Origin of the sequence: Allobranchiibius huperziae (assembly GCF_013410455.1) — a bacterium.
Taxonomy (GTDB): Bacteria; Actinomycetota; Actinomycetes; order Actinomycetales; family Dermatophilaceae; genus Allobranchiibius; species Allobranchiibius huperziae.
Genome location: NZ_JACCFW010000001.1, coordinates 217079 through 239685, shown reverse-complemented (window position 1 = coordinate 239685; position 22607 = coordinate 217079). Strand labels below are relative to the sequence as shown.

General features: G+C 69.6%; 22 protein-coding genes and 1 tRNA gene. 12 read left to right on the top strand and 11 right to left on the bottom strand.

Going from position 1 to position 22607, the window contains the following annotated elements; all coding sequences use genetic code 11:
* Positions 1 to 2 precede the first annotated feature (2 nt).
* The 3 genes from HNR15_RS01170 to HNR15_RS01160 all read right to left on the bottom strand — a co-directional run bounded on the left by HNR15_RS01170 (position 3) and on the right by HNR15_RS01160 (position 1978).
* Positions 3 to 833, bottom strand: coding sequence for an ABC transporter permease (locus HNR15_RS01170; protein ID WP_179478431.1), 831 nt, complete (start codon positions 831 to 833; stop codon positions 3 to 5).
* Positions 830 to 1771 (bottom strand): ATP-binding cassette domain-containing protein, encoded by a 942-nt coding sequence (locus HNR15_RS01165; RefSeq protein WP_179478429.1) that lies wholly within the window; start codon positions 1769 to 1771, stop codon positions 830 to 832. The genes HNR15_RS01170 and HNR15_RS01165 overlap by 4 nt, the downstream gene beginning before the upstream one ends.
* Positions 1772 to 1891: 120 nt before the next feature.
* Positions 1892 to 1978, bottom strand: a tRNA-Ser gene (locus HNR15_RS01160).
* 223 nt (positions 1979 to 2201) lie between these two features.
* On the opposite strand from HNR15_RS01160, the gene HNR15_RS01155 reads away from it, so the two are divergent.
* Complete coding sequence (locus HNR15_RS01155) at positions 2202 to 5354, top strand: BTAD domain-containing putative transcriptional regulator (RefSeq protein WP_179478427.1); 3153 nt, start codon at positions 2202 to 2204, stop codon at positions 5352 to 5354.
* Here the strand turns inward: HNR15_RS01155 and HNR15_RS01150 are convergent.
* Entirely contained in the window at positions 5336 to 6175 is an 840-nt protein-coding gene (locus HNR15_RS01150; protein ID WP_179478425.1) for an ABC transporter permease, read from the bottom strand. The genes HNR15_RS01155 and HNR15_RS01150 overlap by 19 nt on opposite strands.
* Positions 6175 to 7188 carry an ATP-binding cassette domain-containing protein gene (locus HNR15_RS01145; protein WP_179478423.1) on the bottom strand — a complete coding sequence of 338 codons (1014 nt, stop codon included), beginning with the start codon at positions 7186 to 7188 and terminating at the stop codon, positions 6175 to 6177. The genes HNR15_RS01150 and HNR15_RS01145 overlap by 1 nt, the downstream gene beginning before the upstream one ends.
* Before the next feature lie 131 nt (positions 7189 to 7319).
* Here HNR15_RS01145 and HNR15_RS01140 point away from each other — a divergent pair, with 131 nt between their 5' ends.
* Both HNR15_RS01140 and HNR15_RS01135 read left to right on the top strand, forming a co-directional pair.
* The gene (locus HNR15_RS01140; protein ID WP_179478421.1) at positions 7320 to 7784 is read left to right on the top strand and encodes a hypothetical protein; all 465 of its coding nucleotides are present in this window, start codon (positions 7320 to 7322) and stop codon (positions 7782 to 7784) included.
* Positions 7785 to 8001: 217 nt separating this feature from the next.
* Positions 8002 to 8277 carry an HU family DNA-binding protein gene (locus HNR15_RS01135; RefSeq protein WP_179478420.1) on the top strand — a complete coding sequence of 92 codons (276 nt, stop codon included), beginning with the start codon at positions 8002 to 8004 and terminating at the stop codon, positions 8275 to 8277.
* An 89-nt stretch (positions 8278 to 8366) separates the two neighbouring features.
* Here HNR15_RS01135 and HNR15_RS01130 read toward each other — a convergent pair whose 3' ends face one another.
* Positions 8367 to 8648, bottom strand: coding sequence for a GlsB/YeaQ/YmgE family stress response membrane protein (locus HNR15_RS01130; protein WP_179478419.1), 282 nt, complete (start codon positions 8646 to 8648; stop codon positions 8367 to 8369).
* A gap of 93 nt (positions 8649 to 8741) precedes the next feature.
* Here HNR15_RS01130 and HNR15_RS01125 point away from each other — a divergent pair, with 93 nt between their 5' ends.
* Positions 8742 to 9401, top strand: a complete 660-nt coding sequence (locus HNR15_RS01125; RefSeq protein ID WP_343048356.1) for a response regulator transcription factor — start codon at positions 8742 to 8744, stop codon at positions 9399 to 9401.
* Between the two features lie 46 nt (positions 9402 to 9447).
* Positions 9448 to 9885 (top strand): universal stress protein, encoded by a 438-nt coding sequence (locus HNR15_RS01120; protein ID WP_179478418.1) that lies wholly within the window; start codon positions 9448 to 9450, stop codon positions 9883 to 9885.
* 123 nt (positions 9886 to 10008) lie between these two features.
* Here the strand turns inward: HNR15_RS01120 and HNR15_RS01115 are convergent, their stop codons facing one another.
* Complete coding sequence (locus HNR15_RS01115) at positions 10009 to 10611, bottom strand: TetR/AcrR family transcriptional regulator (protein ID WP_343048355.1); 603 nt, start codon at positions 10609 to 10611, stop codon at positions 10009 to 10011.
* 164 nt (positions 10612 to 10775) lie between these two features.
* Between HNR15_RS01115 and HNR15_RS01110 the strand changes: the two genes are divergently transcribed.
* Positions 10776 to 11801, top strand: a complete 1026-nt coding sequence (locus HNR15_RS01110; protein WP_179478416.1) for an aldo/keto reductase — start codon at positions 10776 to 10778, stop codon at positions 11799 to 11801.
* 148 nt (positions 11802 to 11949) lie between these two features.
* On the opposite strand, the gene HNR15_RS01105 is transcribed toward HNR15_RS01110, so the two are convergent.
* Entirely contained in the window at positions 11950 to 12360 is a 411-nt protein-coding gene (locus tag HNR15_RS01105) for a hypothetical protein (RefSeq protein WP_179478415.1), read from the bottom strand.
* A 179-nt stretch (positions 12361 to 12539) separates the two neighbouring features.
* Between HNR15_RS01105 and HNR15_RS01100 the strand changes: the two genes are divergently transcribed.
* Positions 12540 to 13055, top strand: a complete 516-nt coding sequence (locus HNR15_RS01100; RefSeq protein WP_179478414.1) for a SigE family RNA polymerase sigma factor — start codon at positions 12540 to 12542, stop codon at positions 13053 to 13055.
* Complete coding sequence (locus HNR15_RS01095; RefSeq protein ID WP_179478412.1) at positions 13052 to 13828, top strand: hypothetical protein; 777 nt, start codon at positions 13052 to 13054, stop codon at positions 13826 to 13828. Before HNR15_RS01100 ends, HNR15_RS01095 begins: the two co-directional genes overlap by 4 nt.
* 100 nt (positions 13829 to 13928) lie before the next feature.
* Here HNR15_RS01095 and epsC read toward each other — a convergent pair whose 3' ends face one another.
* A complete protein-coding gene (gene epsC / locus HNR15_RS01090) occupies positions 13929 to 14519 on the bottom strand; it encodes a serine O-acetyltransferase EpsC (RefSeq protein WP_218883839.1) in 591 nt (196 codons plus the stop codon).
* 26 nt (positions 14520 to 14545) lie between these two features.
* Positions 14546 to 15481 carry a cysteine synthase A gene (cysK, locus tag HNR15_RS01085; RefSeq protein WP_179478409.1) on the bottom strand — a complete coding sequence of 312 codons (936 nt, stop codon included), beginning with the start codon at positions 15479 to 15481 and terminating at the stop codon, positions 14546 to 14548.
* A gap of 205 nt (positions 15482 to 15686) precedes the next feature.
* Between cysK and HNR15_RS01080 the strand changes: the two genes are divergently transcribed.
* The 4 genes from HNR15_RS01080 (at position 15687) to HNR15_RS01065 (ending at position 20641) form a co-directional block, all read left to right on the top strand.
* Complete coding sequence (locus tag HNR15_RS01080) at positions 15687 to 17966, top strand: (Fe-S)-binding protein (RefSeq protein ID WP_179478408.1); 2280 nt, start codon at positions 15687 to 15689, stop codon at positions 17964 to 17966.
* A 199-nt stretch (positions 17967 to 18165) separates the two neighbouring features.
* Complete coding sequence (locus HNR15_RS01075) at positions 18166 to 18573, top strand: hypothetical protein (protein WP_179478406.1); 408 nt, start codon at positions 18166 to 18168, stop codon at positions 18571 to 18573.
* Positions 18570 to 19202: a hypothetical protein gene (locus HNR15_RS01070; protein ID WP_179478404.1), complete on the top strand. Its 633-nt coding sequence runs from the start codon at positions 18570 to 18572 to the stop codon at positions 19200 to 19202. The genes HNR15_RS01075 and HNR15_RS01070 overlap by 4 nt, the downstream gene beginning before the upstream one ends.
* Positions 19202 to 20641, top strand: coding sequence for an alpha/beta fold hydrolase (locus HNR15_RS01065; protein WP_179478402.1), 1440 nt, complete (start codon positions 19202 to 19204; stop codon positions 20639 to 20641). Before HNR15_RS01070 ends, HNR15_RS01065 begins: the two co-directional genes overlap by 1 nt.
* Positions 20642 to 20669: 28 nt before the next feature.
* Here the strand turns inward: HNR15_RS01065 and HNR15_RS01060 are convergent, their stop codons facing one another.
* A complete protein-coding gene (locus HNR15_RS01060) occupies positions 20670 to 22604 on the bottom strand; it encodes an ABC transporter ATP-binding protein (RefSeq protein WP_179483517.1) in 1935 nt (644 codons plus the stop codon).
* Positions 22605 to 22607: the final 3 nt, after the last annotated feature.

Here is a 22607-nt window from a genome sequence, read left to right as displayed (position 1 = left end):
CATCACGCGTCGCGGCGCCTCAGCTGCGCGGCCGCTACGGCCACGGCGACCACGGCCCAGACACCCAGCACGGCGAGGCCGACCCAGGGCGTGAGCGTCTGGGGCTCCCGCAGACTGGAGACGAAGCTCGCACCGGCTGTGCTCGGGAGGTACTTGCCCACGTCCTTCCCCCAGGTGCCGAGGACCGAGTTGAAGAGCACCGGCACCACGAGGACGGTCGCGAAGTAGGCGACGAGCGCGCCCGGGGTGCTGCGGACGATCCACCCGAGGGCACCGCCGATCACGCCGACCAAGGTGAGGTAGACACCCGTGCCGAGTGCCACCCGCAGCGCGGTCGGATCTCCGAGTCCGTACGACGCCCGGAAGTGACCGATCACGCCCTCCCCGAGCAGGAAGGCGATCACCGAGGCGGTCGTCATGGACACCAGGACGATCGAGGTGAAGACCAGCAGCTTGGCCCACAGGACCGGCAGGCGCTTGGGTACGGCGGCCATCGTCGAGGCGATCATGCCGGTGGAGAACTCCCCGGAGACGAAGAGCACGCCGAGGGCGCCGATGAGCAACTGACCGAGGTAGTACCCCTGCAGCGGCGAGGAGGCCACGACATCGTCCGGTTGCAGGTTCTTCGTGAGGTGGCGGGTGTTGTATCCGACGATGAGGGCCACCACCAGCATGCCGAGCACGGCGCCACCGAGGACCGCCCAGGACGACCGCAGCGACCGGAACTTGATGAACTCCGACGTCACGACCCGGGGCAACGAGACCGGTTCACTGCGGATCGATGTGGTCTCGTCGGATGCGGGGCGGTCTGTGTCGATCGCGGGGCTGCTCATGCTGCGTCCACCGTTTCGTCGTCGTGCTGAGGGGAGGTGCGCGAGCGGAAGGCGACCGAGTCCTCGGTGAGCGCCATGTACGCGTCCTCCAGCGACGCGTCCCGACTCGCCAGCTCGAACAGGGTCAGGGACGCCTCCGCGGCGATGGTGCCGATCCGGTCGGTGGACAGGCCCTCGACCTCGAGGGTGTCCCGCGCGACGTCGCGCACGGTGACGCCGTCTGAAGCCAACAGGCCTGCCAGCACTGCGGATTGGGGGCTGCGCACCCGCACCGATGCGACCGAGGCGTCGGCGATGAAGTCCGCCATCGACTGGTCGCGCAACAGCCTGCCTCGCCCCACCACGATCACGTGGTCCGCCGTCAGGGCCATCTCGCTCATCAGGTGGGAGGACAGGAAGACGGTGCGCCCTTCGGCCGCGAGCTGTTTGAGCAGGGTGCGGATCCACCGCACCCCGTCCGGATCCAGACCGTTGACCGGTTCGTCCAGGATCAGAGTGCGTGGATCGGCCAGCAGGGCGGTGGCGACTCCGAGGCGCTGACCCATCCCCAGTGAGAACGATCCCGCCCGGCGGGTCGCCACATCGCTCAGCCCGACCAGATCGAGGACCTCGTCGACGCGGGATCGACCGATGCCCGCGGTGGCGCCGATCGCCAGCAGGTGGTTGCGCGCGGACCGGCCCGGGTGGATCGAGCGGGCCTCCAGCAGCGCGCCCACCTCGTGCAGGGGCCGGGCGTGCTGCGCGAACGGCTTGCCGTTGACCCGCACCGAACCCGTCGTCGGCGCGTCCAATCCGATGATCATCCGCATGGTTGTGGACTTGCCCGCACCGTTCGGGCCGAGGAAACCGGTCACGATGCCGGGGCGCACGGTGAAGGTCAGGTCGTCGACCGCCGTCTTGTCGCCGTACTGCTTGCTCAGGTTCCGTACCTCGATCACTGCACGCCACTCATCCGCTTCATGGGTATGACGCTAGGTGGGGCAGCGTCGGCGCGCGTCGCCCGTCAGGACGGTCTTTCGAGGGGGCGACTCATCCCTCGGGCGGATGCCGCCGGGCTGCGGAGGGCGTGGGATTCGAACCCACGATGCCGTTGCCGACATAGCGGTTTTCAAGACCGCCGCACTAGGCCACTATGCGAGCCCTCCAGGCCGGCGTACGCCGCGCCGCCGCCATCGTAGTGGCCGCCCGCACGCTCATGGCCGAGCATCCGCTTCCGCGGTGAGGCGGCCGGTTTGCGTCGGTGACCAGTGCTGCAGCCCTGGCCACCGACGCAGAACGCCCACACCACCGGCGGATGCCCTCCCGGTCAGAGCCGGCGAAGCAGAGCGAGGCGGCCGGCCGAGGCCGCCCCGCTCCTATGCTGGCCGGGTGACCCTCGCGCTCCGGCTGCTCGACGCGGTGGCCTGGGGCGACCAGGAGATCGCGGGCGACCGGGTGCGCACCTTGTTGGCTCACCTCGTCGCGGCCGGTGGCGAAGGTGTCGGCGCGACCCGGCTCGAGGAATGGCTCTGGCCGGACGACGCGCCCGCTGATCCACGAAAAGCCCTGCAGGTCATCGTCTCCCGCGCCCGGAAGCAGACGGCGCCGGACGTGATCGAACGGGTCGGCACCCGCTACCGCTGCGGCCTCGAACCCGACCAGGTCGATGCCTGGCGGCTGCAGCACCTGGCCCGCTCCGCTCGGCGGGCGGCGGCCGCGCAGGAGTGGGCCGCGGCTCGCGACACCGCCGAGCAGGTGCTGGCCATCGACGTCGGCGACACCGAGCCCGGCCCGCTGGGCGACCTGCGCCGCAGCGCCCGTGACGACGTCGATTCCTGTCGCGCGGTGCTCGGCGAGGCGGCGAGCAGGCTCGGCGACCACGCGCGCGCCGTACCGATCCTGCAGCCGCTCGTCACCGGTCCGACACCAGCGGAGCCGCTGTTCGAGGCCTACCTGCGCAGCCTGTCGGAGACGGCCGGCACCGCCGAGGCCCTGGCCCGGTACGACGCGTACCGACGTGCGCTCGCCGACGAGCTGGGCACGACACCGGGTGACCGACTGCGTGCCCTGCACGCGGAGCTCCTTGCCCTGGAGGACCCCCAGCGAAGCGGGGTCCGCTACGACGACACCGACCTGATCGGGCGTGCCGCCGATGTGTCCGCCCTGCGCGAATCGACCCGCACCGCAAGGGTGGTCACGATCCTGGGACCGGGTGGCCTGGGCAAGACGCGCTTGGCGCACGTCATCGCCCGAGGAGCCTCGCAGCCCGCGGTGCACTTCGTGGAGCTGGCCGGAGTCGTCTCCGGGGACGGGGTGCTGCCGACGCTCGCGAGCGCTGTCGGCGTCCGCGACAGCACCACGAACCGACCGGTCCGCCCACGCCCGACGGACCTGCGGACCCGACTCATCGACCGCCTCGGGTCGGTGCCCACGCTCCTCGTGCTGGACAACTGCGAGCAGGTCGTCGATGCGGTCGCCGACCTCGTCGCGGCACTGATCACCCAGGTGCAGGCGCTGACCGTGCTCACCACCTCGCGCACGGCGCTCGGGATCCGCGCCGAACGGGTCTACGCGCTCCCCCAGCTCGGTCACGACGACGCCACCACCCTCTTCCGCGACCGGGCTCTCGCGGCGCGCCCGGGTGTGGAGCTGCGCGACGAGGTCGTCGGGCCGCTCGTCGATCGACTCGACGGTCTCCCGCTGGCGATCGAGCTGGCCGCGGCCCGCGTCCGCGCGATGTCGGTGACCGCGATCGCGGAGCGCCTGGACCAGCGCTTCAGCCTGCTGCGTGGGAGCACCCGCGGGGTGCCGGAGCGGCACCAGACCCTGCAGGCCGTCATCGACTGGTCCTGGAACCTGCTGGACGCTGACGACCGCGACGCCCTCACCGCCCTGTCGGCGTTCCACGACGGTTTCGACCTCGAGGGTGCCGAATGGGTCGTCGGGTCTGCCGCGCTCACGCACGTCGAGAGTCTGGTGTCGCAGTCGCTGCTCACCGTCGTCGAGGACGACACGGTGCGCTATCGGATGCTGGAGACGGTGCGAGAGTTCGGGCGGGACCGTCTGGAGCAGACCGGCCGGGGCACGACGGTGCGCGGCGCCGTACGCGCCTGGGCGCTGCACGTCAGCCGCACGACGGCCGCGCGCTTCTTCGGCCCCGACCAGATCGACACGATCGACGCGCTGACCCGCGACGAAGGCAACCTCGCGGTCGAGTTGGATCGGGCGATCGCCTCCGACGACGCCGAGGCGACCGCCGTGATCGGCGCGACCCTGATCACGCTGTGGCAGGTCAGCGGCAACTTCCTGCGCGCCTTCGATGCCAGTGAGAGCGCAGCCCAGGTGATCATGCGGCACCCGGTCGCTCCGCAGGACGCCGACGCCGCACGCACCCTGCTGGCGTGGGACGCGATGTTTCAAGGACTGTTCCGCGAGGCCGCCGATCAAGCGCTCCTCGACGCGCTCGACACGCTGGGGCCGGGCGATGACTCCCGCCTCGCCGCACTGGTGCAGATCTCCGGCGTGCTCGCCCAGGTCACGGGAGACCACGCGGCGACGGCTGAGGAACGACTCATCGCCCTGTCCGGCTCACCGGACAGGCACCTCGCGGGACTCGCGGCGCGCTGGTGGATGCACCTGGCGGAGAACGCCGGCGATCTGGACGTCGCGCTGCACGCACTGGACCTCGCGCTGTCCAACAGCGAGGAGTCGGACGGCCCGTGGCAGGTGCACGCGCTACGTGCCGAGCGCGCGGGCCTGCTCGTGCAGGGCGGCCGACGGATCGAGGCGGCGCGAGAGGCGGAGCGCGCGATCGACGTCCTGCTGCGCCTGCACGCGGTGGACGACGCCGCGCAACAGCGGATGGTCATCGCGCTGGGCGCGATCGACGCGGGCGACCTCGCCGAGGCGCAGTCGCAGGCCGAGCGACTCGAGGCGGAGACCGCCGAGGTCGGCGTCGTGGGGTGGGGTTCCTCGGAGCCGGTGCGCGCCGAGCTCGCCTTCGCGCGGGGGGATCGGCAGTCGGCCGCCCGGTTGCACCTCGACGGCTGGTGCCTGATGCAGCGACTGACCGTCTCGCTAGCCATGTCCCTGGACCGGGCCGCCCCGTGGCTGCTCTTCGGCCGCGCCGCGTATCTGCACAGCGTGGTGCTGGCCGACACCGCCGGCGCGCCCGACGCCGCCAGCACCACGGCGTACGTCGAATCCCTCGAAGCGCTGAGCGAAACCCTCGCCGGGTCGCTCGCCGACCTGGACCACCCCTCCGCGGGCGCCCTTGCGTTCGCCGTCGGTCGGTGGGTCGTCACGCACCTGCCGGACGCCGCGGACACCGGCGCCCGGCTGATGGTCCTCGCTCACGCCTCCGGCTACAACCAGGTGTATCCCTCGATGGACTGGGAGCGCGCGGTCCGCGACGTGCAGCAGGTCGCGCCCGATCTCATCGACCGGGCACGACCTGGGATCGGCGACGACTCCGCCGCACGTTTCACGCAGCTGCGCGAGACGGTCGACCGGCTGCGGTCGGCTCAGAGCTTGCGGCGGTAGGACCGCACCGACAACGGCGCGAAGATCGCGATGACCGCGGCGCAACCCAGCAGCGCCCACCCGACCTCGGCGGTGACGTTGCCGTCGTTCATCAGATCGCGCGCCGCGGTGACCACGTGCGAGACAGGGTTGACGTCGACGAACGCGCGCAGCCACCCGGGCATCGACCCGGCCGGCACGAACGCGTTGGACAGGAACGTCAGCGGGAACATGATCATCATCGAGGTGCCCTGCACGCTCTGCGCGGACTTCATCACGGTGCCGACCCAGGTGAAGACCCAGGCCATCGACCATCCGGTGACGACGAGCAGCAGGACCGCTGCGAGCACCCCGAAGACGCCGCCGCCGGGCCGGTAGCCCATCACCAGTCCCACCAGCACCGTGAGCGTCGAGGCGATCGCGTAGCGCACCAGGTCGGCCACCATCGGGCCGGCGAGCGGTGCGATCCGCGCGATCGGCAACGACCGGAAGCGGTCGAAGACTCCCTTGTCCATGTCCTCGCGCAGCTGGGTGCCGGTCGCCACGCAGGCGGTGAGGACGGTCTGCGCCAGGATGCCGGGGATGATCAGCGGCAGATAGCGCCCGACGCTGCCGGAGACGGCGCCGCCGAACACGTAGGTGAACATCACCGTGAAGACGATCGGCAGCACCATCACGTCGACGAGTTGCTCGGGGTTGCGGCGCATCTTCATCAAGGCTCGCCACGCCATGCTGAAGGTCTGCTCAACCGTCGCGCGGGTGCCGACGTGCGGACGCGGCTGCACGACTTTCGTTGCGAGTGGTGTTGCCGTCGTTGAGGTTTCGAGCTGTGCGGTGGTCATCAGGCAACTCCCTGGTCGGTGGAACGGGATGAGTCGTGCTGGGTGTCCTCGCCGGTGAGCGCGAGGAAGACCTCGTCGAGGGTCGGCTTCTGCACCGAGAGCGACTCGACGGCGATGCCGGCCTCGCGCAGCGCGATCAGCACCCCACCGGCGCGGTCGGCGTCGGCGAGCGGGATCGTGAAGCCGGCGCGGTCAGGGGTGCGTACGGCGGTGTCGCCGATGAGGCGCTCGGCGATCCGGGCCGCCTCGGCGACCTGGCCGACGTCGCGGACGCCGAGCTGCAGGCTGGATCCGCCGACCTTCGCCTTGAGCTGGTCCGGGGTGCCTTCGGCGACCATCCGACCGTGGTCGATGACGGCGATGCGGTCGGCCAGCTGGTCGGCCTCGTCCAGGTACTGGGTGGTGAGCAGGACGGTGCACCCGTCGGCCACCAGGCCACGGATCGTCTCCCACATCTGGCCGCGGGTGCGCGGATCCAGACCGGTGGTCGGTTCGTCGAGGAAGATGACCGGCGGGCTGGTGATGAGGCTCGCCGCCAGGTCGAGCCGACGGCGCATGCCGCCGGAGAACTGCGCGATCTGCCGGTCGGCCGCCTCCGACAACCCGAACTGCTCGAGCAGTCGGGCGGCCCGCGCCCGTGCGTCCCGCAGCGAGAGTCCCTGCAGCCGGCCGAACAGCCGCAGATTCTCTGCAGCCGTGAGGTTCTCGTCCACCGAGGCGTACTGCCCGGTGACGCCGATCAGCTGCCGGATGATGTGCGGCGACGCCTGCACGTCGTGCCCGAGGATGCGCGCCGTACCGGCGTCGATGGGCAGCAGCGTGGCGAGCATCTTCAGCATGGTGGTCTTGCCGGCACCGTTGGGTCCGAGCACGCCGTAGATCTCGCCCGGCCGCACCCGCAGGTCGATGCCGTCGACCGCGCGGGCCGCGCCGAACTGTTTGACCAGACCGGTCGCTTCGACGGCGAGCGGGCCGGTCGGCGCAGTGGGAAGGTGGGTGATCTGTGTGGTCATGCGGACACCGTGCGGCCATCCGGTTTCACGCCGGTGTCACGGCGCTTTCACCCGGTGTCACGAACGAGCGCAAGCTGACCGGTACGCCGCCGGTAGGGTCGAGCGCGACATCACACGCTAGGAGACCAGACATGGGCAAGCTGTCGTTTCTCGTCGGATTCGGCGCCGGGTACGTCTTCGGCGCCAAGGCGGGCGAGCGCCGCTACGAGCAGATCAAACTGCAGGCGGCCAGGGCCTGGGAGCACCCGGCGGTGCAGGAGCAGGTGACCAAGGCGAGCGAGCAGATCCGCGAGCGCGGTCCCGAGGTGGCCGCCGCCGCCGGCCAGGCAGCCGCCGCGGGTGCGGGGCAGGCCGTCAAGAACGCCGCCACCGCCGCGCTGCACGCAGCCACCGGCAAGAAGGAGGGGCCCGTCGTGCAGGGGACCATCGCCGAAGGCGCCTCGGCCGACGCTCCGGGCGGCGTACCGGTCGACGCGGACACGGTCGACGCACCGCCGGTGTCGTCGCAGCCCGACGCCGCGCGCGCCGCGGCCGAGGCCGCGGAGGCGCACCCGGTCGACGCCGACACCGACAGCGGCGAGTCGAAACTGGACTGAGGACGCGTTTTTCCGACGCGCCCGGCGGTGTGGGCTTTTGACACCGGGCCGCAGGCGTCTACGGTGAAGAACGATCGCGTGCCGCGGAATACCGCCGAATTGTGGGTATGCCGTGCACCATCAGTACCGTCAGCTCCGCCGGTCACGCGCCGGCGGGCGGATCCGGCCAGCGCCGGATCCGATCCCTCTTCAAGCGAACGAACAGAACAGGACTTCCATGAACCGCACTGACCTTGCGAGCACCATTGCGCAGCGCACCGGCGTCAGCGTCAAGGACGCCACCTCGGTGATCACCGGCCTGAACGACGTCATCCTCGAGGCCATCGGCCGCGGCGAGAAGGTGCAGCTGCCCGGTCTGCTGACCGTCGAGCGCGTCGAGCGTGCGGCTCGCACCGGCCGTAACCCGCAGACCGGCGCCGAGATCCAGATCCCCGCGTCGCACGCGGCGAAGGTCACCGCCGGCAGCAAGCTGAAGGCCGCCGCGAAGGGCTGACCGCTCCACACACCTGCAAAAGGCCCCTCACCAGTGATGGTGAGGGGCCTTTCGTTGCCTCCCCCGGATGGCAGGCACGTGTCCTGGTGTCAGGCACGAACCGAGCTGCGGCGGTTGCCGACGCGAGTCCAGATCAGGAGCGCGATGACGGCGCCGATGATCGATCCGATGATGCCGGACGGCTGCAGGAAGCCGCCTCCGGCGTCCTTGTGGAAGATCACGTAGCCGAGGAATCCGCCGATGAACGAGCCGACGATGCCGAGCACGATGGTCATGAGGATGGAGATGTCCTGCTTGCCCGGGACGATGAGGCGGGCGATCGCGCCCGCGATCAGTCCGACGACGACGATGGTGATGATGAGACCCAACATGGCGAGCCTTCCGATAGAGGAACTGTGTACTCCTAGAGATTTTCACCCCTAGGGCTGCTGCAACACACCCCTAGGGAGGTTTAACGTGGAGGAGTGCCCCAAGCCCCCATCACCGTCGCCCTGGTGGACGACTACGACGTCGTCCTGCTCGGCGTCGCGAAGATCATCGACCAGTACCGCGACCGGGTGATCATCGCCGAGATCGACACCAACCAACCGCTGAGGGACACCGTCGACGTCGTGCTCTACGACGCGTTCGCCCAGCCGGAGTCCGACCGCGAGGAGATCGGGGTGCTCATCCGCAGCCCCTGCGCGCGCAAGGTGATCGTCTACACCTGGAACTTCCACCCCGAGCTGGTCGAGAGCGCGCAGCGGCAGGGTGTGCACGGCTACCTGTCCAAGGCACTTCCCGCCCGGGAGTTCATCGCGGCCATCGAGGCGGTGCACGCGGGCGAGATCGTCATCAGCGATCCGCCGGGCCGCGCCCGCCCGGTGACCGGGCTGGACTGGCCCGGCCGGGGCGAGGGTCTCACCGAGCGCGAGTCGGAGATCCTGGCCCTGATCACCCAGGGCCACAGCAACGCGGAGGTGTCCTCACGCACCTTCCTCAGCCCCAACACCGTCAAGTCCTACATCCGCGCGATCTACCGCAAGATCGACGTGTCCAGCCGCACCCAGGCCGTGTTGTGGGGCGTCGACAACGGCTTCTCACCCGACCATCGACGGATCGATCACTGGCGTGGGGGTCCGTGACCGGTAGGTCTCCCGCGATCCGGTGCGGGTTCGATACCGTCCGAAGATGACGCAGGACGGCGCTCCACCCAAGGTCGTGATCGTGGTCGGTGTCGACGGGTCGGAGTCGGCGACCCATGCGGGCGCGTACGCCGTCGGCATGGCCCGCCGGATGAACGCCACCCTCGTCGCCGTCTACGTGCACACCCTCGGCGTGTACGCCGCTGCCGCACCCGCCGCCATCCCGCTGCTGCGGGAGACCCAGGCCGGAGTGGTTGCCGACATGCGCCGCCAGATCGCCGAGTCCGGGGTCGTCGACGACCTCGACTTCGAGATGGTCGAGCGGCACGGCAATCCCTACAAGGAGATCGTGGCGGTCGCCACCGAGCGCCGCGCCGACGCAGTGGTGGTCGGTGCCTCCAGCCAGGCCGGCCACCGTCTCGTGGGCTCGCTCGCGGTCCATCTGGTGCGCGACGCGAAGTGGCCGGTCACGGTCGTCCCCTAGCCCACCCTCGTCAGCCGCCCGTCGACACTGCGTCGCGACGGTCGGGCGTATTCGTGCATCGATGATTCCCCGAGAGTCCGTTCTCGGTGACGCTGCACGGGGGAGATCTGCGCCCGGTCGTGATCAGCCGACGTCCTCCGACCGAAGTCCGGCGAGCAGCAGCCGCACCATCCGCTCCGCGCGTCCGCCACTCCGGCTAGGGGTCGGGCCGCCGTCGTGGCACAGGTTCGCCACGGCGCCCAGGAACTCCCCCGCGACCACACGCTGGCTGATCTCCCCGGACTCGGTCGCTGCGTCGAGCAGACGCTCGAGAGTCGGAGCCAGGCGGGTCGAGAAGTACTCCGCGAGCGGCTCGTACGCGGGATCCCCCGAGTGCAGAGCTCCCGCGAGTCCACGTTTGGTGGCGACGAACTGGGTGTAGCGCATGACCCAACGGTCCAACGCTTCACCGGGAGGGTAGGCGGCCTCGAGGTCGGTGGCCGCCGCGACGCAGGCGTCCATCTCGCGTCGGAAGACCGCCGAGATGAGGTCGGAACGCAGCGGGAAGTGGCGATAGAGCGTGCCCACACCCACGCCGGCCCGCTCGGCGATGGACCGCACCGGCGCGTCGACACCCGACTCGGCGAAGACCGCCTTGGCCGCCTCCACCAGCGCGTCGATGTTCAACCGGGCGTCCGCGCGCTGGCGGCGCGGCTCCCCGCCGTCCCCGTCCGTGGTGTGAGGCACGCGACGTCTCCTCTGTAAAAGGAACATGATTCCGGATAGGCTGCTATCTTAGAGGAACGACGTTCCGCTAAGCCGCAGCATTCGTGAGAACTGCAGTGTCCACGATGCGCGACGGCCAGTACCTACCCGCCCACGCCTGACGACTCACCTCGAGGAGCACTCGGATGAAGTACCGCACACTCGGCCGCACCGGCATCAAGGTCACTCCCTACGCCCTCGGCGCGATGATGCTCGGCTCGCTCGGAAACCCCGACCGCCAGGACGGGATCCGCATCATCCACCGAGCGCTGGACGCCGGCATCAATTTCGTCGACACCGCCGACCGCTACGGGGACTCCGAGGAAGTGGTCGGCGAGGCACTGAAGGGCCGACGCGACGAGGTCGTTCTCGCCACGAAGTTCTGGGGACCCGTCGACGATGACCTCAACCACCGGGGTGCTTCCCGTCGGTGGATCATGCAGGCCGTCGAGCGTTCGCTGCGCCGCCTGCAGACCGACCACATCGACCTCTATCAGCTGCACCGGCCCGACCCGGACACGGACATCGACGAGACCCTCTCAGCGCTCACCGACCTCGTGCGTCAGGGAAAGGTCCGCGCGATCGGCACGTCGTCGATGCGTGGGTCGGAGATCGTCGAGGCCCAATGGATGTCCGAGCGGCGGGGATTCGAACGGTTCCGCACCGAGCAGCCGAACTACTCGATCCTGGACCGCGAGATCGAGAGGGAGATCCTCCCCGTCGCCGAACGCTACGGAATGGGCACGCTCGTCTACAGCCCGCTCGCCGGCGGCACCCTCACGGGCCGCTACCGGGCGAACCAGGACAACGACAACTTCCGCTCGGCGCGTACCGGCATGCGCCACTTCCGGGACGAACGGCGCCTCGCCGCCGTCGAGCAGCTCATCGCGCTGTCCGACGACCTCGGCGTGAAGCTCACGCACCTCGCGATGGCGTTCGCCATCGCCCACCCGGGCGTGACGTCCGCCATCGCCGGGCCACGCACGATGGAGCAGCTCGAGGACACCCTCGCCGGTGTGGACCTGGAGCTCTCGGACGACGTGCTCGACCGTATCGACGCGATCGTCCCGCCCGGGGAGAGCATCGGTGCGATGGACATGGTCTACCGCGGTCCTGCGGTCGGCGACCAGACCATGCGCCGACGCCCCGCCGCAGAGCGCTCAGCCGCCTGATCGCGACGTTCCCGACGCGATACCCGTGGGTGTCCGTGGGGATCGGCGCGCGGGCACGCCAGCACGCCATCCGTACTCGAGCGAATCCTCGGGAGTGCAAGAGCGCGTGCGGAATCCGACTGGCCCGGCCCATCACCGGGCACGGTGGTCAGTCGGCGTTGCGGAACAGGTAGAACCCGGTGACGAGGCCCCGAGTCACCATGCCCTGACCCGTTCCGAGCATCCGGTTCGTCGTCGTGGCGCCCGTCTCTATGAACGCGTGGCTGACGTGTTCCAGCCGCCACCCGATCTCCTCGATCTGCCCCAGGGTGTCGGGGGCACTAGCGTGTGGCCGCAGTGTGTTGTCCGATGACCCGAACGCGCTGGCTGCTCCCTTCAGTTGCGCGGCGTCGAGTTGCGCCTCGAAGAACCGGTCGCCACGCTTCTTCGCCTCTGTGGCCTGCCCGACCGGTGTGCGCAGAAATGCCTCCCGGGCCCGCTGGTCTTCAGCCTGCTGCGCCTGCAGTTTCCTCTGCGCGGCCTCGACCTGCTTCTCTTCGTCGCTTTTTCCCCATGGCATGGCGTGCCCCTTGCTCGTAGATGTCGCGCAAGCATCACGCAAAGATGCTCATCCCGTCCGAATACGACGCGCTCGACATCTCCGCGGCCACCGCTACTGGCGCCGCGATGCCACGCGGGGCAACCTGATCGAGCTCTGGTGACGTTCTAGGAGTATGGCTGGAACGGGGAGGGGAGCACATGCCGGACAGGGCTGAGTTCACGGCGTTCGTCGTAGCGCACCGTGGCGGCCTGATGCGGGCTGCGGTGCTACTGACTGTCGGTGACGAAAGTGCTGCAGAGGACCTGGTGCAGACGACGCTGACGAAGCTGTACGTGCGGTGGTCCGCCGTAGAAGCGATGGAGACCCCGCTCGGGTATGCCCGGCGCACGCTGACCAACGCCTTCATCGACCAGACGCGCCAGGGTTGGATGAGACGGGAGCGCACTACGGATGCCGAGCTCCCGCTGCCGCCCGCACCCGCACCCGACCTGGCGACCAGAGCGGCCGTGCTGTGCGCGCTCGCGCAGCTGCCACCACGCCAGCGGGCGGTGATCGTGCTGCGGCATTGGCTTGATCAAGACGTGGAGACGACGGCACGGATGCTCGGTTGCAGCGCCGGCACCGTGAAGTCACAGACATCCAAAGCGTTGAAGACACTGAAGGTTTCACTCTCCGCCGTATCGGACGACCTATGGGCAAGGAGCGAACGATGAGCGACTTGAAGAGCTTGCTGGAGTTGGCCAGCGACGGGTCGGATCAGCGACCTTTCAATCCGGCCGACGACGTACGACGTGGTCGGGCGGCCCTGCGCCGGCGCCGTTTCGGCCAAGGGACCGCGGGAGTCGTCGCTGCTGGTGTCGCAGTCGCCGCAGTGGTCGGCGGGCTGACACTGCTCCCGCATCACCAGGGCGAGCAGACAGCAGCACCCGCCACGCACAGGCTCATCCCCGCTCCGAACGCGTGGATGATTCACGTCGGGTATGTGCCCGAGGGCTGGGCACAACGCCCCAAGACCTCTTCCGCGAGCAACGGGGGCGCACTCGTCGGGGGCCGGCTCGAGCCGACCTGGGATCAAATACAACTCGTACGCGTCGACGTCCCCTCCGCTGACGGCTCGCGCGCAGCTGAGAACACGGTCACGGTGTCGGTTCTGGGCGGGGTGGTGTCGGCGCTCACCGGTGCGGTGCACGTCAACCCCAAGACGGGGCAGTGGACCGGCCAGGTGACGACAGTCTCGTCGGGTCCGGCCAAGGGCACCCGCGTGCTGGTCTACCCCCCGAGCGTTCGGACGAGAAAGAGCGAGACCGTCTGCACCGAACAACCGGTGCCTTCTTCTGGAGCGTCGAACACGCAGAAACTTCGCAGCCCGCAAGGCCACCTGTGCGCCACCTACGTCGAAGGCGCGATGAGCTTGCCGGATGTTGCAGCTGTCCTCGCATCGTCGACAGCGGGCCAGAACCCGCCGACCGTCACTGCCGACCGCTGAACCCGCGTCCCTTGCCGTTCCCATTGCCGGGATGTGGAGACGGCGGTCGATGCCGACGGCTGATCGGCGCGACTGTGCTCCCCAGCCGCCCGGATCCCGCTCAGATGTGGATCGCCGGATCCGCCCACACGTCGTAGGGGTCGTCGCCCGCGTGCACGAACCGCACCTTGGCCGGTATGCCGGTCGCGACCGCCCGCGGCGGAACGTCCTTGACCACCACGGCGTTCGCGCCGATCTGCGCCTCCGGACCGACCCGGATCGGGCCGAGCACCCGGGCGCCCGCACCGATGGTGACGCGGTCTCCGACGGTCGGGTGGCGCTTGACACGATTCAGCGAACGACCGCCCAGCGTCACGCCGTGGTAGAGCAGCACGTCGTCGCCCACCTCGGCGGTCTCCCCGATGACCACACCCATCCCGTGGTCGATGAAGAGACGCTTGCCGATCGTCGCGCCCGGGTGGATCTCCACCCCGGTCGCCGCCCGGGCAGCCTGCGAGACCAACCGGGCCGGCAGCCGCCAGCGACCGCCGCGGGACCACATCCGGTGGGCCGCGCGGTGCATCCAGACCGCCTGCAGGCCGGGCGAGGTCAGCACCATCTCCACCCGGGAGGTGGCGGCCGGGTCCCGGGCGATCGCCGCGTCCACGTCCTGCAGGAACGCGGCGTACGTGCCGCGCAGCCCGCGGGACAGCTGGCCGTCGGTGAGGGTGGGCACGGTCAGTCGACCAGACCCTCGAAGAGGATGGTGGACAGGTAGCGCTCACCGAAGCTGGGGATGATGACCACGATGGTCTTGCCGGCGTTCTCCGGGCGGGCGGCCACCTGAGCGGCGGCGGCGAGCGCGGTGCCGGAGGACAGTCCGACGAGCAGGCCCTCCTCGCGGGCGGCCTTGCGAGCCCACTCCACGGAGGTCTGCGCGTTGATGTCGATGACCTCGTCGTAGATCTCGCGGTCGAGGATCTCCGGCACGAAGTTGGCACCGAGGCCCTGGATCTTGTGGGGGCCGGGCTGGCCGCCGTTCAGGATCGGGGACTCCTCGGGCTCCACAGCGATCATCTGCACGCTCGGCTTGCGCTCCTTCAGCACCTGACCGACGCCGGTAATGGTGCCACCGGTGCCGATGCCGGCGACGACGATGTCGACCTTGCCGTCGGTGTCGCGCCAGATCTCCTCGGCGGTCGTACGACGGTGGATCTCGGGGTTGGCCTTGTTGGCGAACTGGCGGGCCAGGACCCCGCCGCGCTCCTGGGCGATCTGCTCGGCGCGGGCGACGGCGCCCTTCATGCCCTCAGCCGCGGGGGTGAGAATCAGCTCCGCGCCGAAGCCGCGCAGCAGCGCGCGGCGCTCCTTGCTCATGCTCTCCGGCATGGCCAGCACCACGTCGTACCCCTTGGCGGCGCCGACCATGGCGAGCGCGATACCGGTGTTGCCGGAGGTGGCCTCGACGATCGTCCCGCCCGGCTTCAGCTCGCCGCTGTCCTCGGCCGCCTTGATGATGGCCGCGCCGATGCGGTCCTTCACGGAGGCACCGGGGTTCTGGAACTCCAGCTTCGCCGCGACGACGGTGCCGCTGTCGGCCGTGTCGATGATCCGGTTGATCCGGACCAGCGGCGTGTTGCCGATCGCCTGGGTGACGTCGTCGAGAATGGGCATGCGATCCGCCTTCGGGTCGTGGCCCCATCACGGGGCGTTTGAAGCCTGCATCTGCGGCAACCGCCGCGTGGTTATGCCTATTCCAACAGGCCGTTATCACCCTCGCAAGCTGGGGCCTCGCGGGGGCGGGTCACTGCCGGGTGCATCTGCCCACCAGTCCGGTGCCCGACGTACCGCTCAGTAGCTCGTCAGTAGGATCGCGACCATGTCAGCACTGCAGATCGTGGCCGGCGTGATCGTGATCGCCATCTCGCTGGCGGGCCTGGTGCTGCTGGTGCGCGCCGTACGCCGGATGCTCACGACGTTCCGCGTCGGACGGCCCGTCACCCGCACCGACCGGCCGGGCGCGCGCACGGTGACGCTCCTGCGGGAGTTCCTCGGGCACACCCGGATGTCGCGGCTGCCCGTGGTCGCCGCGGCCCACTGGTTCACGATGATCTCCTTCGGGCTGCTCTTCTTCACGCTGCTCACCGCGTACGGCCAGATCTTCGACCCGACCTGGACCATCCCGGTGCTCGGCCACTTCTTCCTCTACGAGTGGCTCGCGGAGTTCTTCTCCTGGGGCGGCCTGATCGGCATCTGCTACCTGATCTACAACCGCCGCAAGCTGCACCCGGCGCGCGCCACCGGCCGCGACGGGCGCTGGTCGCGCTTCTTCGGGTCGACGTTCTGGCAGGCCTATTACGTCGAGCTCACGATCCTCGGCGTCGTGCTCTGCGTGCTCGCGCTGCGCGGCCTGGAGTACAAGGTCGACGCGGGTGCCAGCGCGTTCCACTACCCCTTGACGTTCTTCATCGGAGACGCGTTCGGCGGTCTGCCGCACCACACCATCAAGGCCCTGATCGTCGTCATCGCGACGATCAAGATCGTCATCTCGATGGCCTGGATGATCACCATCTCCCTCAACACGACGATGGGTGTCGCCTGGCACCGCTTCCTGGCGTTCTTCAATATCTGGTTCAAGCGCGAGGCCACCGGCCGCACCGCGCTGGCCCAGCTGCAGCCGATGGTCGTCGACGGCGAGCCGGTCACGATGGAGTCCCTCGAGGAGCTCGACGAGGACGCCGTGCTCGGCGTCGGCAAGATCGAGGACTTCACCTGGAAGGGCCTGCTGGACTTCTCGACCTGCACCGAGTGCGGCCGCTGCCAGAGCCAGTGCCCGGCCTGGAACACCGAGAAGCCGCTGTCGCCCAAGCTGCTGATGATGACGCTGCGCGACCACTCGGCCGCCAAGGCGCCGTACCTGCTGGCGGCGGAGTCGGCGCGCGCCGACCTCCCCGCGGCGACCGCTGCGCTGGCCGACCTTCCGCTCATCGGCGAGACCGGGTACGACGTGGCGAACCCGCTCACGGCCTACAACCCGCACGGACCGGATGCCGTCATCGACCAGGACGTGCTCTGGTCGTGCACCACCTGCGGCGCCTGCGTCGAGCAGTGCCCCGTCGACATCGAGCACGTCGACCACATCGTCGACATGCGGCGCAACCAGGTGCTCATCGAGTCGGCGTTCCCGAACGAGCTGTCCGGCCTCTTCAAGAACCTGGAGAACAAGGCCAACCCGTGGGGTATGTCGGCCCGCGCGCGGCTCGACTGGGCCAAAGGTCTGCCGTTCGAGGTCAAGGTCTTCGGCCAGGACGTCGAGTCGCTGTCCGAGGTCGACTACCTCTTCTGGGTGGGGTGCGCAGGCGCGTACGAGGACCGCGCCAAGAAGACGACGCGCGCGGTCGCGGAGCTGCTCGACACGGCGGGCGTGTCCTTCGCCGTCCTCGGCGACGGCGAGTCCTGCACCGGTGACCCCGCACGCCGCGCGGGCAACGAGATGCTCTTCCAGGCCCTCGCCAGTCAGAACGTCGAGGTGCTGAACGAGGCGGGCGCGACCAAGATCGTGGTCACCTGCGCGCACTGCTTCAACACCCTCAAGAACGAGTACCCGCAGATGGGCGGCGACTACGAGGTCGTACACCACACCCAGCTGCTGAACCGGCTGGTGCGCGACAAGCAGCTGGTGCCGGTGGCGCGCCCGGACCAGGCCGACACCTCGGGTGTGGCCTCGACGGCGTCGACCGTCACCTACCACGACCCGTGCTACCTCGGCCGGCACAACAACGTGTACGCCGCGCCGCGCGAGCTGATCGGCGCGCTGCCCGGTGTCGAGCTCAAGGAGATGGAGCGCTCCGGTATGACCTCCTTCTGCTGCGGCGCCGGCGGCGCACGCATGTGGATGGAGGAGAAGCTCGGCACTCGCATCAACCTCAACCGCACCAAGGAGGCCGTCGCGACGGGGGCGGACCGTATCGCGATCGGCTGCCCGTTCTGCCGGGTGATGATGACCGACGGTCTGACCGCGGAACAGTCCAACGGCGACGCCCGCGAAGAGGTCGAGGTCGTGGACGTGGCGAACATGCTGCTGGCGGCGGTACGTCGTGGCGACGATGGTCGCGAGGAGCGCCCGGAGCGGAGCGAGGACGCACCGCAGTCGGCCTGAGGAGCCGCGACCATCGGGTACGTCGTGGCGACGATGGTCGCGAGGAGCGCCCGGAGCGCAGCGAGGACGCACCGCAACCCGCTTGAGTAGTCCCTGAGGGGCGAAGGGTTCGTGCACATCCCCGGCACGGCAGATCGGTCGTCCACACCCGCAGCATTCGTGAGTGCGCGGGCCGGCGGCCCGGGCGAGGATCTCGGCCATGTCAACGGATCCGGAGCAGATCAGGGCCGCGGCCCGCATCGTGAGCGGCCTGGCCTCCCGTGCCCGGGCGGCATCGGTCGCCGTGACCGGAGCCGGGCACGCCCGGTGGGAGAGCCTGGGCGCGCAGCGCTTCCGGACCCAGCTGGGGATGCAGCGCGGCGCGTTCCTGCGGTGTGCCGGCGCACTCGAGGACCTCAGCACCCTGCTGCTCAACCACGCCCTCCACGTCGAGTCGCATGAAGCGGCACTGGCCAAAGCCGCTCTCGCGGTGACGAACACGGCCCAGACCGTCGTGGACGACGCGCGTAGGACGGTGCACGATGCCGCAACGGTGGCCAGGGACGCGAGACACGTGTGGGACGACACGGGTGGCTCGGTGCTGCATACGGTGAGCCCGCCGTGGTGAGTGTCGAGGCCGTCGAACTGCCGGCAGCCGGCGACGAGGCCGCCCGGGTGATCGCGTTCCTGGGGTCCGCGGTCCCGCAGGTGCGCGTCATCGCGGCGACGCAGACCCGGGCGATCACGATGAACGCGGCGTACGACGGCGACGACTTCGTGATGGCCGGCGGCGTGATCGGCGGTGACACGGTCACCGCCATGATCGGGCCGGCGCACGAACTGCCCGAGGAACTGTCCGCGATGCTGGCAGCGCTCGGTCGGACGACCTCGGTGCCGTCCACGCCGCGCTTCGTGGGCCGCCCGGTGCCGGTGCCGGACGCCCTCGTGCTCGTCGACGACGTCCGGGCGGGTGGCGTCGACGGCGTGCTCGATGCCCTGTGGTCAGCCCGGCTCGATCGCGTAGCCCCGTGGCTGGGCGACCTGGCCCACGGGGTGTCCGCCGCATTCCTGGTGCTGGTCAGCGACGAGGACCGGACCCGGTTGGGCGTCCACCTGGTCGGCCTGCCGTGCGGCTGGGGTTACCTACAGGAGACCCACGACGGACTGTCGATGCGACCGGCCGGGCTGATCGAGGTCAGGACGCAGCTGCGGGACGTCTGTCTGGCGGCAGCCGCGCTGGTGGACTCGACACGGTGATGTCGGCATCCGGGGACGGGGCATACCGCTCCGGCGGCGGGGCGGCATCCACCCATGCCCACTACGACGACATGCTCACCAGCGCCCGACTGCTCGACACCGCCGGCGACCACGCCCGGGCCCTGTCGACCGATCTGACGATGACGATCGCCCGCCTGCCGGTCACCGGGACACTGATGTCGCCGGGCACCGCCGTCCGGATCGGCGAGCGCACGGTGGCCCTGACGGTCGGCCCGCACGGGCTCGTCGTGCTCTGCGCCGATCTGGAGCTGATGGCGCGCGGGGTGCGCCTGTCGGTCGATTACTACCGGACGCGGGACGCCGCTGTCGCCGATGCCCTCACCGCCTACCACTTCGGGGTCGCCCTACCGCACGTTGTGTCCGCCGTCGGGAGCGCGGCAGGTGTGGCGGCGGCGTTGACCTACCGCGACTACAGCCTCGCGACGCTGCGGGACCCGGCACATCCGCGCATCGACCCGGTGACGGCGTACGAGCGGTACTTCACCTCCACGATCTCCCGTGCTGCCTATGACGATCCGTCCCTGACCGATGACACGGCGCGGTCGGCACGCCTCGTGGCCTACGTGCTGGGCGACGGGGGCGACTTCGACCACCAGGTCGCCGCGATCCTGGGCATCGCGACCGCCCACGGATACCTGCTCGATTCCACCAAGCTGACGGTGACGGCGGCGGGCACCCACACGACTGCCGGTCCCCGCACCAAGGGCAGCATCGGCACGCTGGTCGCCGACGATGCATGGGCGGAGCGAGCCGGAAACGCACACCGGTCTCTCCTCAGCGTGCACCGTCGGATCGACGCGCAGGGCAGGGGCCACTGGGTGGTCGACCTCCCCGGCACTCAGAACTGGGGCGTCAAGATGCCGCAGGACCCGTCGGACGCCACGGCGAACGTACGCAGCATGGCCGATGTGCCGAGCAGCCTCTACCCGGCGATCAGCGCTGCCCTCGCGGCCGCGATGAGAGCCCAAGGCGTCACGCCCGGCTCGGAACCGGTCATGTTGGTGGGCCACAGCCAGGGCGGCATCGTGGCCGCGCGCCTCGCACAGAATCCGCAGTTCCGGACCAGGTTCCGGGTCACCCGACTGATCACCGTCGCGGCGCCGACGTCCCGGATCGCCGTGCCGGGATCGGTCCGGGCGCTGTCCATCGAGCACACCTCCGACCTGGTCCCCCGCCTCGATGCGGCGGGGGAACCGGACGCCGTCAACCGCACGTACATCCGGATCGACCCCAGGTCGCAGATGCGTCCGGGCGACCACGACCCCATCGACCAGCACGACCCGGACCTCTACGCCGACAGCGCCCGCCGCCATCTGGGCCGCGACAGCACCGATCCCCTGGTGAAGCGGTGGTACGCCGACACCGAGGGATTCATGGACGGCACCGACGTCCGCTACGACTACGAACTGCACCGATGACGCGGAAAGTTCGATGCGGACCGCAGGCTCACACGCCGGCCGGCTCGCTCTCCTGCTCGGTGACCGCGCCCTCGAACTGCGACATGTAGAGCCCGTAGTAGGCGCCCTGCGCCTTCATCAGCTCATCGTGGCTGCCCTGCTCCACGATCGCGCCGTGCTCCATCACCAGGATGGTGTCAGCGTCCCGGATGGTCGAGAGACGGTGGGCGATCACGAAACTCGTGCGCTCGGAGCGGAGCGCCGCCATGGCCTGCTGCAGCATCACCTCGGTGCGGGTGTCCACCGATGAGGTCGCTTCGTCGAGGATCAGCAACGCCGGATCGGCCAGGAATGCCCGTGCGATGGTGATCAGCTGCCGCTCGCCGGAGGACAGGTTCGAAGCCTCCTCGTCGATGACCGTGTCGTAGCCGTCCGGCAGCGCGCGGGCGAAACGGTCCACGAACGTCGCCTGCGCCGCCGCCAGGATCTCCTCATCGCTCGCACCGAGCCGGCCGTACGCGATGTTGTCCCAGATGGTGCCGTGGAAGAGCCAGGTGTCCTGCAGCACCATGCCGATCCGGGAACGCAGCTCCGTTCGCGGGACCGTCGCGATGTCGACGTCGTCCAGCAGGATGCGCCCGGAGGTCAACTCGTAGAACCGCATGACCAGGTTGACGAGGGTGGTCTTGCCCGCACCGGTCGGGCCGACGATCGCGACCGTGCTGCCCGGGGTGACCTGCAGCGACAGGTGCTCGATGAGCGGCCGCGCGGGCTCGTACCCGAACGACACGTCGTCGAACTCGACTCGGCCCTGGGTGGTGCCCAGCGAATCCGACCCGTCGTCGGTCTCCTCGGGTGCGTCCAGCACCTCGAAGACCCGCTCCGCACTGGCCACCCCCGACTGCATCAGGTTGACCATCGACGCCAGCTGGGTGAGCGGTTGGGTGAACTGGCGGGTGTACTGCACGAACGCCGTGACCTCACCGAGCGTCATCGTCCCGGACGCGACGCGCAGTCCACCGAGCACGCACACCACGACGTACTGCAGGTTGCCCACGAACATCATGATCGGCATGACCAGGCTGCTCACGAACTGAGCCCGCTGGCTCACCCGCATCAGTTCGCCGTTCTTCTCATCGAAACGCGCGCGCACCTGCGGGGTCCGCCCGAAGACCTTGACCAGCTCGTGCCCGCTGTAGGTCTCCTCGATCTGCCCGTTCAGCTCGCCGGTGTGCTTCCACTGCGCCACGAAGAAGCGTTGCGAGCGCTTCATCACCTGGCGGGTCACGAGCAGCACCAACGGGATCGCGATCATCGCGATGAGCGTGAGCCACCATGAGATGGTCAGCATCATCACGATCACGCCGATGATGGTGAGCCCGTTGACCAGCAGCTGGCTGAGCGTCTGCTGCATCGACTGGCCGATGTTGTCGATGTCGTTGGTGACCCGTGAGAGCAGCTCCCCGCGCGGCTGACCGTCCAGGTGCCGCAACGGCACCCGGCCGACCTTGTCCTCGACGTCGTGCCGCAGCCGGTTCATCGTGAGCTGGATGGCCCGGTTCAGCAGCCGCGCCTGGATCAGCTGGGTGCCCGCCGACACCAGGTAGCACGCGAGGACCAGCAGCAGGATGCGTGCCACGTGTCCGAAGTCGATGCCCACGCCCGGCACCAGGTGCAGTCGCTCGATCATGTCGGCGTACGTCGACTGGCCCCTCGCCCGCAGGCCCGCCACCACGGCCGCCTTGCTCGATCCCGCCGGCAGGTGCCGCGCGATGGCGCCGGAGTTGATCGCGTCCACGGCCTTCCCGAGGATCCGCGGTCCGATCACGCTGAGGGTGACGGTGCAGACGGTGAGCACCAGGACGAGATACATGGTGCGGCGCTCGGGTCTGAGGAGTCCGAGCAGGCGGCGACCCGACCCGATGAAGTCCTGCGTCTTCTCCCCGGCGCCCACTCCCATGGACGGTCCCCGCGGCCGACGCATCGG